Source organism: Ruegeria sp. CK2 (assembly GCF_056536585.1).
This window is the reverse complement of the sequence record NZ_JBQFPW010000007.1, coordinates 138711-150209: the sequence shown is the minus strand read 5'-3', so window position 1 is coordinate 150209 and position 11499 is coordinate 138711. Positions and strand designations below refer to the sequence as shown.

At 55.0% G+C, this 11499-nt stretch carries 10 protein-coding genes; 6 read left to right on the top strand and 4 right to left on the bottom strand.

What is annotated here, in order from left to right; all coding sequences use genetic code 11:
* Positions 1-4 precede the first annotated feature (4 nt).
* Both ACR0BU_RS12870 and ACR0BU_RS12865 read left to right on the top strand, forming a co-directional pair.
* Positions 5-397, top strand: a complete 393-nt coding sequence (locus tag ACR0BU_RS12870) for a GtrA family protein (protein WP_480737704.1) — start codon at positions 5-7, stop codon at positions 395-397.
* Positions 398-505: 108 nt separating this feature from the next.
* A complete protein-coding gene (locus ACR0BU_RS12865) occupies positions 506-1639 on the top strand; it encodes a hypothetical protein (protein ID WP_480737703.1) in 1134 nt (377 codons plus the stop codon).
* A gap of 9 nt (positions 1640-1648) precedes the next feature.
* On the opposite strand, the gene ACR0BU_RS12860 is transcribed toward ACR0BU_RS12865, so the two are convergent.
* From ACR0BU_RS12860 to ACR0BU_RS12845, 4 genes are all read right to left on the bottom strand, one after another.
* On the bottom strand, positions 1649-2377 hold the full coding sequence (locus tag ACR0BU_RS12860; protein WP_480737702.1) for a formyltransferase family protein: 729 nt from the start codon (positions 2375-2377) through the stop codon (positions 1649-1651).
* Positions 2378-2516: 139 nt separating this feature from the next.
* Positions 2517-4730, bottom strand: coding sequence for an NADP-dependent isocitrate dehydrogenase (locus ACR0BU_RS12855; RefSeq protein ID WP_480737700.1), 2214 nt, complete (start codon positions 4728-4730; stop codon positions 2517-2519).
* A gap of 274 nt (positions 4731-5004) precedes the next feature.
* A complete protein-coding gene (locus ACR0BU_RS12850) occupies positions 5005-6063 on the bottom strand; it encodes an ABC transporter ATP-binding protein (RefSeq protein ID WP_480737699.1) in 1059 nt (352 codons plus the stop codon).
* On the bottom strand, positions 6060-6866 hold the full coding sequence (locus tag ACR0BU_RS12845; RefSeq protein WP_298935054.1) for an IclR family transcriptional regulator: 807 nt from the start codon (positions 6864-6866) through the stop codon (positions 6060-6062). The genes ACR0BU_RS12850 and ACR0BU_RS12845 overlap by 4 nt, the downstream gene beginning before the upstream one ends.
* A gap of 139 nt (positions 6867-7005) precedes the next feature.
* Here ACR0BU_RS12845 and ACR0BU_RS12840 point away from each other — a divergent pair, with 139 nt between their 5' ends.
* The 4 genes from ACR0BU_RS12840 to melA all read left to right on the top strand — a co-directional run bounded on the left by ACR0BU_RS12840 (position 7006) and on the right by melA (position 11494).
* A complete protein-coding gene (locus ACR0BU_RS12840) occupies positions 7006-8265 on the top strand; it encodes an ABC transporter substrate-binding protein (protein ID WP_300070087.1) in 1260 nt (419 codons plus the stop codon).
* Between the two features lie 90 nt (positions 8266-8355).
* Complete coding sequence (locus tag ACR0BU_RS12835) at positions 8356-9282, top strand: carbohydrate ABC transporter permease (RefSeq protein ID WP_298935058.1); 927 nt, start codon at positions 8356-8358, stop codon at positions 9280-9282.
* A 1-nt stretch (position 9283) separates the two neighbouring features.
* The gene (locus tag ACR0BU_RS12830) at positions 9284-10132 is read left to right on the top strand and encodes a carbohydrate ABC transporter permease (protein ID WP_298935060.1); all 849 of its coding nucleotides are present in this window, start codon (positions 9284-9286) and stop codon (positions 10130-10132) included.
* A 21-nt stretch (positions 10133-10153) separates the two neighbouring features.
* On the top strand, positions 10154-11494 hold the full coding sequence (gene melA, locus ACR0BU_RS12825) for an alpha-galactosidase (RefSeq protein ID WP_480737697.1): 1341 nt from the start codon (positions 10154-10156) through the stop codon (positions 11492-11494).
* Positions 11495-11499: the final 5 nt, after the last annotated feature.

Below are 11499 nucleotides of genomic sequence, written 5' to 3'. Positions count from 1 at the left end.
TTGAGTGATTTCAAATGAAACATATCGGAACGTGCTGGCGTTTGCTGTCGTCGGATCACTAGCATTCTTCGTGGACGCCGGGGTTTTTACAACGTTGAACACACTTGGTGCGGGAACGTTGGCATCACGGTGCGTTTCGATTTTGGCTTCGTTCACATTCACTTGGTACCTGAACCGCACCTTCACCTTTCGAACCACCAAACCGGCGAGCTTCGTTGAGTTTCTCAGCTACGTGGGTGGCATGCAGATCGGATTGTTGACCAATTTCAGCACGTTCTTTGTTGTGCTTTATCTATCAGATATTGCCAAAGCCTATCCTGTTATCGCCTTGGCGATCGCAACGCTTGCCGGGATGGTCATCAACTTTATGGTTTCGCGACGGATATTAAAGAAATAGGAATACTTATTAAGCGAAACTCAATTATTGCTTCAAAGAAGTGCTGTAAGTACTCTGAGAGCATTGTTCGATTTAAGACGATGTTAACTAGTTGGGGAAAACCCTTTCGTGTTTAAGAACTTTTTTTTGATAGCCATCAGTGCATTGGTCAGTTTGGGGGTCGTAGAGATTGGACTACGATTGTTTGACCCTCTGAATTTCGAGCCGCATATCAGCCGAAAACAAGCAAATGTGCCTTTGGTTAACAGTGAAAATTTCTTCTGCGTGGGTGGACCAAACCGACGCTCCCCCCATGACATCGTATATTCACGGGAAACCCCCAACCAATCCTATTTCGAGTTTCGCAACGCGACCGTCACATTTATTGAAATCAACGAACATGGATTCCGTGGGGATTTTTCGTCAGATGACGACAAAGCCCAGATTATCGTTCTGGGCGACTCGTTCACCCGCGGAACGCTTGCGGATGAGACCGAAACCATTCCAGCCCTTTTGTCCATGTGGTCTGACGATTCCCATTTTGTGAATCTGGGAACCGGCGGTCATGGGACGCTTCAGCACGCCCTTACGTATGAAGAATTCAAAGATCAGATTCCACACGACATAGTTCTGATGTTCGTCTTCAACCGAAACGATCTGGTCGACAATGTCAGGTTTCGCAAATGGCAGGACAACCCCAGCACACGATCACAAAACCCAACCTTCGTTCAACGGGTCAAGCGCGCGGTCGGAAAACTGTATGTTGGCAAGCTGATTCTGCAGTTCAAACAAGCGCTGTTTGATCGAGAACTCTATCCGTCGGTCCCCACGGAAACAGAACAGGTACTGTTCTTTGAATCGCTTCGCGACCTGACGCAATCGATCGAAGATCAGGGTGCCCGTCTGATCGTGTTGTCCCTGCCTGATATCTCCGAATTCATTGGGGAAGATACAGTGACATTTCGGGACGACCCGATTGGCTACGCCGATGCGACGCGTGCCCTCATCGCGCAAGGGGCTGACGAGTACGGATATACCTACGTGAACCTGAAACCCGTTCTCGTGCAGTTCTCAGAGGATTTGGGCATTCCCACCAGCAGTCTTTTCGGCAGCCCCGACCATCACCTGCAGGAGCTTGGCAACTTCGCTGTAGCTTCTACTGTCGCTCAGCTGTTGCAAGACGAAGGTGTTTCCGTTTTCGACCCGGACGTTCAATTTGTTGATCGAACGCGGTTCGATCCCGCCAATGTCGCCTGCCCCTAAGGTTGGCAATCAGTCCTCGTCTGCTTCACCCAAAAGAACAAATTTGCGCCCGTGCAATGAGATATGCAGCGGATACTCTGGCAGATGCATCGAATGCAGGCGCTTGTCAAACTCGGTGGCATCGATATCCAACGGCAGTTTCTGCAAGGCAGACAGCTCTTTCATCCGGCGTGCTTCGCCGCGCCAGGCTTCGGCGGATGAGGTCGCAACCTGATGGTTCAGATAGTTCTCGCCACCGGTTGCGATGCCGCCAACAACCTCCTGAAGCAGATGAAACAAGTACAGATGCGTTCGCGCGAGCACCGAGCGTAGACCATCGTGTTTTAGGATTGGAAAGCGGAGCGCCTTGATGATGGTGCCATTGTCGACCTTGGCATTTATGATATGCGCGGTCACGCCGTAGGTTTCGGCCCCTTCATAGAGCGCAAAGTTAATGCACCCGCTGCCTGGATACTCTGGCGGGCCCGGGTGAAAATTGATCGCCGCAATGGATGCCGCATCGATCAAGCCCTGATCCAAAATGAAGTAGCTGCGAAAACAAAAAATGTAGTCCCCGCGCCAATTGCGCACCCAATCCGGCAGCGCCTGGCCCAGCCCCTGAGACTCGACGTAACTGACATCAAAGCCCGCAAAATTCAGAAACTGGAGCGCCTTTTGTGTTCCATCACAGTTTTCCCGACCAAAAAATAGTACCGTCGGACGGTCTTCCTGTTTCGCCGGATCAATGCCATTTGTCATCAAGATCACTCGTTCAAATCATAGGTGCATGCACTTAGGATTGAAGCGCATTCAACAGACTATGGCACACAAGAAACTTGTGCTCTAGCGTTTCCATCGGGGCATAAAGGACCTGCGCCTTAACGCAGGCCCTGAGGACTTAGTCGATGATCGAGTTTAGCGTAGAGCTGGGGCGCATCACCGCCGCTGCTTTGGAAGGATCGGTGTGATAGTACCCGCCCAGATCAGCGGCGGCGCCTTGTGCTGCAGCCATCTCTGACAAGATTTGGTCTTCATGGTCTGCCAGCTGTTTCGCGACAGGTGCAAATTCGGCTGCCATATCAGCATCATCAGACTGGGCTGCCAACGCATCGGCCCAGTACCGTGCAAACCAATAGTGGCTGTCACGGTTATCGGGCTGACCAACTTTACGGCTTGGTGACTTGTTGTTGTCCAGAATGCCCTGCGTGGCCGTTTCGGCGGCGGCCCCAAGAACACCCGCCTTGGCGTTACCCTTGCTGTCAGCGAGGAAATTCAACGACTCCCCCAGCGCACAGAACTCACCCATCGAATCCCAACGCAGGTGGTTTTCCTCGACCAATTGCTGCACGTGTTTCGGTGCTGAACCACCCGCACCTGTTTCGAACAGGCCCCCGCCATTCATCAGTTTGACGATGGACAACATCTTGGCCGAGGTGCCCAATTCAAGGATTGGGAATAGATCAGTCAGGTAGTCCCGCAGAACGTTGCCGGTAATGGCAATCGAGTCTTTGCCCGCGGTTATCGTCTCCAACGATTGCCGCGTTGCTTCGCGCGGCGCCATAATCATGAATTTGTCAGCAACACCAGCGGCTTCAAGTGCAGGCTTAACGTACTTGATTAACTCGGCGTCGTGGGCGCGGTTTGCGTCCAGCCAGAAGATCGCTTCGGACCCGGTCAGGCGCTGACGGTCTAGGGCCAGCTGGATCCAGTTTTCAATCGGCGCTTTCTTAACGGTGCAGGCGCGCCAGATGTCGCCCTTCTCCACATTGTGCGAATGCAGCGTTTCGCCACTGGCCAGAACGATACGAATGATACCGTTTACAGGCGCTTCAAACGTCGTTGGATGCGAACCGTATTCCTCTGCCTTCTGCGCCATCAACCCCACGTTGGCGACCGCGCCTGCAGTGGCCGGGTTCAGCGCACCATTGGCTTTGAAGAAGTTGATCGACTCGTCATAAACGGTGGCATAGCAGCGGTCGGGGATCACGCAATTTGTGTCGCCCTTTGCGCCTGCCTCATCCCAGCCTTTGCCGCCTGCGCGGATTACAGCGGGCATCGAGGCGTCGATGATTACGTCTGACGGCACGTGCAGGTTGGTAATGCCTTTGTCACTGTCGACCATATACATGGACGGCCGGTCAGCCTTGATCGCGTCGATGGTGGCCATGATGTCGGCATTGCCTTGAACCCGCTCCAATAAATCTCCCAGACCCGAGTTCGGATTCACACCCAGCGCGTCCAGTTCCGCGCTGAATTTGTCGAACACCGGGGCCAGCCAGGCTTTAACGGCATAGCCAAAGATGATCGGGTCACTGACCTTCATCATCGTGGCCTTCATGTGCAGTGAGAACATGGTGCCGTCTTTCTTGGTGTCCTCGATGGCACCCGCCAGAAATGCTGACAAGGCTTTGACCGACATGAAGGTCGCATCGGCAACGGTACCTTCTGCCAGCGGCCAGCCGTCCTTAAGTACGGTTACGCCGCCGTCATTCCCAACAAATTCAATCTTTGCATCACCAGCCTGAGCGGCGGTGATAGTGGCCGACTTTTCATTCGCATAGAAGTCGTTGCCGGGCATCGAAGACACTTTGGTTTTGCTGTCGGACGCCCATTCCCCCATCGAATGCGGGTTTTTCTGCGCATAATTCTTGACCGCACGTGCCGCGCGACGATCACTGTTGCCCTCACGCAGTACCGGGTTCACAGCCGACCCCTTGATGGCGTCATAGCGCGCGCGAATTGCCTTTTCTTCGTCGGTCGACGGCTCTTCAGGGTAGGTCGGGATGTCGTAGCCCTGCGCCTGCAGCTCTTCAACAGCCGCAACCAGTTGCGGGACCGAGGCCGAAATGTTCGGCAGTTTGATGACGTTGGCATCAGGCGTTTTCACCAGCTCGCCCAAGGCGGCCAGATCATCGGTGATGCGCTGGTGTTCGCTCAGGTTCTCCGGGAACGTGGCCAGGATACGCCCGGCCAGTGAAATGTCCTTGGTCCCAACACTGACACCCGCGGCCGAAGCGAACTTGCGAATGATGGGCAGGAACGAGGCGCTGGCCAGTTCGGGTGCTTCGTCTACAATGGTATACAATATGTCGAAGTGTGAGTTATCTGCCATATTCTTTTACCTTTTTTAGCCTTTCAGGGGCGTGCGATCCAAGAGTTTGTGCCACATCTGCGCGGCGCGGGAGGGGCGCGTTGATGGTACTGCCCCTGGGTGACTCTGTTTTGACAGGGCCTCCCTTAAATCACGTTTGTCTTGGAATCAATCGCAACTGGGCGCGCGTTTTGCCACGGGTTGTCTAAAAAAGACCACCGGTATGAAATTGAACGTTTGCCGGTAGCAGAATGTAGTTGCGGCCCGCTGGCTAGCCAACTGCCTTGCCTACAACCTACCTAAAACGCTGCCCTGTTTCAGGATCGAACACCATTGCGCGTTCGGGTTGGACCGAAATGCCGATACGCTCACCGGTTGCGCTGCGTTGGTCGTCACGTTCCTCAATGATCAGCTTATCGCCATTCGGCGTCAGCAGGTATGTATAAGACACGCCGCCGAGCGCTTCGGTCAGGTCCACCGTGCAGGAATCAGCCGAGCGGTCGATGTGGATATGTTCAGGCCGCATGCCCAGCGTCACTTTGTTCAGGCCCGCGGGCACGTTTGCCGAAATTGGCAGCGGTTGGCTGAGCGCAGGGTGAGTCACCTGGCCATCTGCAAAGTCGCATTCCAGGAAGTTCATCGCGGGGGAGCCGATGAAACCGGCGACAAACCGATTGTCCGGATCACGATACAGATCCATGGGCGCACCCACCTGTTCGATGCGACCATCGCGCAGCACAACGATCTTGTCAGCCATGGTCATCGCCTCGACCTGATCATGGGTCACATAGATCATAGTCGCGCCGATTTCCTGATGCAGGCGCGCGATTTCAACACGCATCTCGACCCGCAGTTCTGCGTCCAGATTGGAGAGCGGTTCATCGAACAAAAACACTTCGGGACCACGAACAATGGCCCGACCGATGGCAACGCGCTGCCGCTGTCCGCCGGACAGTGCTTTGGGCTTGCGTTTAAGATATTGATCCAGCTTCAGAATGCCCGAGGCTTCCTGAACTTTCTGTTCGATCTGGGCTTTGTCGACGCCGTTCATACGCAGGCCAAACCCCATATTCTCGGCAACCGTCATGTGCGGATAAAGCGCGTAGGTCTGAAAAACCATCGCTACCCCGCGTTTGGCGGGGTCGACATGGGTAACCTCGCGCGCGCCGATGTGAATTTCCCCCTCCGAGGTCTCTTCAAGCCCTGCAATCATCCTGAGAAGAGTGGATTTGCCACAGCCCGAAGGGCCAACAAAGACGCAAAACTCTCCGTCTTCGATCTGCAGATCAATTCCGTGAATGACCTGTGTCTGGCCATAGCGCTTGATCGCTCCGTTCAGAGTTACTCCGGTCATGTTGCTTGCATCCTGTCATTGCTTACGTTCTGGCGCGTGTCGGGAAACCGCCACGCCTGAGCTTCGGTTCCGATTTGGTCGGCCACACGGCGAACACGGGGAACCCAGGCCTCTAGTTGATTGAAATCCATCCGGTTTGTTGACCCTGTTACCGAGATTGCACCCAGCAACCGTCCACCCGAGGTCAGAATTGGGCAGGCGATGCAGATGATGCCGGGCTCATGCTCTTCATCATCAATTGCGTAACCGCGTTGACGGATCCGGATGAGATCGGCCCGAAGCGCTTGTTCTGAGGTCAGGGTCTTGTCGGTGAACCGGTGGTAGCTTTGCTGAGACACCGCTTTGTTCAGCGCATCATCGTCAAGATATGCCATCATCGCCTTGCCGACGCCCGTGCAATAGGCTGGCCCCACCTTGCCTGCCTGCGAAAACATCTCAACCGGCTTCGCCGCGTTGCGTTTATCGACATACAAAACTTGGCTGGAATCGAGCTGCGCCAGATGCACCGTTTCGCCGGTTTCCCGGCTGAGGGCATCCAGAAATGGCCGAGCGATTGGCGCCAGTGAGCTTTGGGTCCACGCCGCGTGTGCCAGCCTGACCAACCGCATCCCCGGCGTGTAAGTCTGACGGTCCGGATCGTAAGACAACATGCCCTGATTGGTCAGCGATTGCAGGAACCGATACAGAGTCGCCTTTGGGAAATCACTATTGTCCAGCAATTCAGCGAATCGGACCGGCCGTTCAAAAGCCGCCACCTGATCAAGCACATCACATGCTTTACCTATTGTTCCGTCACCAGCCACGGGTGCCTTATCTCCTCCACTTACCCGCGGGCCATTGGCACGAGGGTCTTGACAAGACTAACCGATTTGATGTGTAGTTTTCAATATATAAAACTAAGTTCCACTATATGGAACATGATGGAAGCTAAGGGAGGAAACCATGCATTCCATTTTCAAGCGCACGGCCGCGGCGTTGGCGACCAGTGTGGCAATAGCCGCTCCGGCATCAGCTGAACTGACAGGCGAGCTGCGAATCTTCTTGGACACATCGAACCCCGCGCCCCGCGCGACGATGGAAGCGATGATCGAGCGATTCGCGGCGCAACACCCCGGGCTGGAGATCGAAACCACGGTCATCGACCGTGAGGCGTATAAAACTCAGATCCGCAACTTCCTGACGGCGGACACGCCGGACGTTGCCACATGGTACGCGGCGAACCGGATGAAGCCTTATGTTGAGGCCGGACTTTTTGAAGACGTGTCAGACTTGTGGGCCGAACCTGCAATTGCCGACAACCTGGCGTCGACCAAAGGCGCGATGACCATTGATGGCAAGCAATGGGGCGTGCCCTATACCTACTACCAGTGGGGTGTTTACTATCGCAAAGACATCTTTGATGAGCTGGGTCTGAGCGAACCAACCACTTGGGAAGAAGAACTGGCCAACTGTCAGAAAATCGTGGACTCGGGCCGCGCCTGTTACACAATCGGCACCAAGTTCCTTTGGACCGCCGGGGGCTGGTTCGACTATCTGAACATGCGTACCAACGGGTTCGACTTCCACCAGCAATTGGCCAATGGCGAAATCAGCTGGGAAGACGACCGGGTCAAGCAGACCTTTGCCAACTGGAAACAGCTGATCGACATGGGTGCGTTCATCGACAACCACCAGACCTACAGCTGGCAGGAAGCCCTGCCCTTCATGGTCAAAGGCGATGCGACCGCATACCTGATGGGCAACTTTGCTGTGGCACCGCTGCGCGAAGCGGGTCTGACCGATGATCAACTGGACTTCTATCAGTTCGTTGCCATCAATCCGGATGTTGAACTGGCCGAAGACGCGCCAACCGATACGTTCCACATCCCGGCCAACGCTGCCAACAAGGAAGCCGCGCGCGAGTTCCTGCGCTTTGCCGTATCTCCTGACGAACAGACCGAGATTAACAATGGCGCAAACCTCGGCCAGCTTCCGGTCAATGCACAATCGTCAGTTGATGAGGATAAGTTCCTGCAGCAAGGATTCCAGATGTTGTCAGCAAACAGCCCCGGTGGCGTAGCCCAGTTCTGGGACCGTGATGCGCCGGCTGAAATGGCCAAAGCGTCGATGGAAGGTTTCCAGGAATTCATGGTCAAGCCTGACAACGCAGACAAGATCCTGTCCAAGCTGGAACGCGCACGCCAGCGGATCTACGACAACTAAGGAATTGGATAGGCCGGGCTCAAGCCCGGCCTATGCCGACACCAGATTTAGGGTGGGTTTCAGCCCACCGCCACAATCGGGAAAATCGCCATGACCACTGCAGCCGACGTCCCTGAACAAGAAAGCTGGTTCCACAGGAATCAACAGCGTATCGCGCCCTGGCTGTTTTTGGCCCCGGGCCTGCTGTTTTTTATGGTCTATGTGATCATCCCGGTGTTCCAGTCATTCAACCTGTCACTGTATGAATGGGACGGGCTTGGGGCTGCTGAATATGTGGGGTTCCGCAATTATGAAGACTTGTATTGGGAGTGGTCCGACCGAGATGCCTTCTACATCTCGCTCAAGAACAACCTGATCTGGCTTCTACTGTATCTTCTGGCAATTCCCGCAGGACTGTTCATCGCACTGTTCCTTAACCAGACGGTCTGGGGCATACGCCTGTATAAATCGCTGTTTTTCTTTCCATTCGTTATCTCTCAGGTGGTGGTGGGCCTTGTTTTCACATGGTTTTACGACCCGACATTCGGCCTGCTGAACGAATTCCTCGGCATGTTCGGTATGGGTCCGTTGAACGTGCTGGGCGACGAACGATTCGTGACGTATGGCATCATCTTTGCGGGTCTCTGGCCGCAGACGGCCTATTGCATGATCCTTTATCTAACTGGCCTGAACGCTGTGGACCCGGAACAGATCGAAGCCGGACGTCTGGACGGGGCAAAAGGCGCAAAGATGTTGTGGCACATCATTCTGCCACAGCTGCGCCCTGCCACGTTCATCGCCTTTGTCGTTACCATCATCGGCGCGCTGCGATCCTTTGACCTGATCTCGATCATGACGCAGGGCGGGCCGTTTGGGTCGTCCCGCGTGCTGGCCTACTACATGTTCGAAGTCGCCCTGTCTGAATATGGATTCCGTATGGGATACGGTGCCGCCATCGCGGTGATCCTGTTCCTTATCATGCTGTGTTTCATCGCCTATTTCCTTTGGTCGATGTACCGCGAAGAAAAGGGGTACTGAGATGTTTCCGAAACCTATCGAAAAACAACCCCGCGCGACGCAGATTACCTATCAGGCAATGTTGCCGCTGGCGTTGCTGCTTTGGCTTGGACCCCTGTTGGCCGTCGCCCTGTTCTCGGTCAAACCCGAGGCGGATTTCACCAACGCCAACTATTGGGGCATGCCGTCCAGCTTTGAGGGTGCGTTCAACTACGGCCAGGTGTTCTTTAACTCGGACATGCCGCGCTATTTGATGAACTCGTTTCTGATCACGGTCCCCACCGTCATCGGATGTGTCGCACTCAGCAGCATGACCGGGTTCGCGTTGGGTATTTACAAGTTCAAATCGAACCTGTGGATCTTTTTCATGTTTGTGGCGGGTAACTTCGTGCCCTTCCAGATCCTGATGGTGCCCGTGCGCGATTTGACGCTGGAGCTGGGCCTTTATAATACCAAAACCGGCCTGGTCCTGTTTCATATCGCTTTCCAAACGGGGTTCTGCACGCTGTTCATGCGAAACTTCATCCGCGCGCTTCCGTTTGAACTGATCGAGGCCGCCCGGGTCGAAGGGATCAGCGAATGGCGTATCTTCTGGTACGTGGTCCTGCCACTGATGAAGCCCGCGATTGCCGCACTTAGCGTACTGATCTTTACCTTCATCTGGAACGATTATTTCTGGGCCGTTGTTCTGACCCAGGGCGCTGAAAGCCAGCCAGTAACGGCAGGGATTACCAGCTTTAACGCGCAATTCAGGGCGGCCTATCAATTAATGAGTGCCGGTTCCATCGTTGCGGCATTGCCGCCGGTGGCCATGTTCTTCCTGATGCAGAAACACTTCATCGCGGGTTTGACCCTCGGTGCCGTAAAATAGCTTCGAACCGGAGTTCGCTACATGACCAGAATCACCTTTATTGGTGCGGGTTCCACGATTTTCATGCAAAACATCGTGGGCGACGCACTGCTGACCCCTGCGCTAGCTGACAGTCATTTTGCACTGATGGATATTGATCCGGTGCGCCTCGCCGAAAGCGAGACCGTGGCCCAGGCCATGATCCGCTCGGTTGGGACCGGCGCGACCGTCTCAACGCACACCGACCGACGTGCTGCGCTCGACGGCGCGGATTTCGTCATCACCGCGTTTCAGATCGGCGGATACCAGCCCTGCACGGTGACGGATTTCGAGATCCCCAAGCAGTATGGCCTGCGTCAGACGATTGCCGACACGATGGGCGTAGGCGGGATCATGCGGGGTCTGCGCACGGTTCCCGTTCTGTGGGACGTCGCGCAGGACATGATGCAGCTCTGTCCGAATGCCACGTTGCTGCAATACGTAAACCCGATGGCAATCAACACATGGGCGCTGGCCGAGCGTTTCCCTAGCTTGAATCATGTGGGCCTGTGCCATTCGGTGCAAAACACAGTTGAAGAACTGGCCCACGATCTGGATCTGCCCAAGGACGAGTTTCGTTACAAGGTTGCCGGTATCAATCACGTCGCCTTTTTCTTGAAATTGGAACATGACGGTCGCGATCTCTACCCGACCTTGCGTCAGGGCTATCAAAGCGGTCGCCTGCCGAAGCCGCCGCTGTTGATGCCCCGCTGCCCGAACAAGGTTCGGTACGAGGTGATGAATCATCTGGGCTATTTCTGTACCGAAAGCTCTGAGCATTTCGCGGAATATGTTCCGTGGTTCATCAAAAATGGTCGCAAGGACCTGATCGAACAGTTCGGCATTCCACTCGATGAGTACCCGACGCGCTGTGTCGAGCAGGTCGCCAACTGGAAGGAACAAGCCAAGACCTTGACGGATGGCCGCGACATTGAAGTCTCCCGCAGTCACGAATTTGCGGCAGACCTGATGAACGCAATCGTCACTAACACCGCTTACGCCACGTATGGCAACCTGCCCAATACCGGCCAGATCCCGCAACTGCCCTTGGGTGCAGTCGTTGAAACGCCGTGCCTCGTGGATGCAAATGGCGTTCAGCCCTCAGTCGTCACGGATATCCCACCGCAGTTGGTTGCTCTGATGCGCACGCAGATCAATGTGCAGGAGCTGACCGTGCGGGCATTGGTTGAGCAGAACCCCGAACACATCTATCACGCGGCCATGCTGGACCCACATACCGCAGCTGAGCTGGACTTGCGCCAGATTCGCAATCTGGTGAGTGATCTTCTCGCTGCGCACGCCGATTGGCTGCCAGAGTGGTGCAAACCCGCCAAGGCTGCCTGACCCTA

What these genes read in the sequence shown, in the direction of transcription:
- ACR0BU_RS12860 (WP_480737702.1), bottom strand. Translation starts at nt 2,377, where the DNA reads ATGACAAATGGCATTGATCCGGCGAAACAGGAAGACCGTCCGACGGTA.
- ACR0BU_RS12855 (WP_480737700.1), bottom strand. Translation starts at nt 4,730, where the DNA reads ATGGCAGATAACTCACACTTCGACATATTGTATACCATTGTAGACGAA.
- ACR0BU_RS12850 (WP_480737699.1), bottom strand. Translation starts at nt 6,063, where the DNA reads ATGACCGGAGTAACTCTGAACGGAGCGATCAAGCGCTATGGCCAGACA.
- ACR0BU_RS12840 (WP_300070087.1), top strand. Translation starts at nt 7,006, where the DNA reads ATGCATTCCATTTTCAAGCGCACGGCCGCGGCGTTGGCGACCAGTGTG.
- ACR0BU_RS12835 (WP_298935058.1), top strand. Translation starts at nt 8,356, where the DNA reads ATGACCACTGCAGCCGACGTCCCTGAACAAGAAAGCTGGTTCCACAGG.
- ACR0BU_RS12830 (WP_298935060.1), top strand. Translation starts at nt 9,284, where the DNA reads ATGTTTCCGAAACCTATCGAAAAACAACCCCGCGCGACGCAGATTACC.
- melA (WP_480737697.1), top strand. Translation starts at nt 10,154, where the DNA reads ATGACCAGAATCACCTTTATTGGTGCGGGTTCCACGATTTTCATGCAA.